The sequence below is a fragment of the Halomonas sp. ND22Bw genome (assembly GCF_003011945.1).
In the GTDB taxonomy this organism is placed as follows: domain Bacteria; phylum Pseudomonadota; class Gammaproteobacteria; order Pseudomonadales; family Halomonadaceae; genus Halomonas; species Halomonas halophila.
The window spans coordinates 1-250 of the sequence record NZ_PXWD01001418.1; the positions used below are offsets into that span (position 1 = coordinate 1).

The 250-nt window shown below is 70.8% G+C and carries 1 protein-coding gene; it reads left to right on the forward strand.

Annotation, left to right across the window (positions count from 1 at the left end; all coding sequences use genetic code 11):
- A partial coding sequence (locus CVH10_RS22880) for a TraB/GumN family protein (protein ID WP_146143324.1) occupies positions 1 to 250 on the forward strand: 250 nt, incomplete at both ends.

Consider the following 250-nt stretch of genomic DNA (forward strand, 5'->3'; position numbering starts at 1 on the left):
AGATGGTCGAGCCCGACACCGCGACGCAGCAACGCGTGGTGGCAGCCAAGGCGTTCGCCGCCGCCGGCACCCCGCTGACGCAGGCGCTGCCCGCGAATTACCGGCCCGCCTTCGCCAAGGCGATGGGCGAGGCCGGCGTTCCCGCCGCCGCCTATGACCGGATGCGACCGTGGTTCGCAGCGGTCACGATCTCGCTGCTGCCGGTGCAGAAACTGGGCTACGATCCCGCCAACGGCCCCGAAAAGGTGCT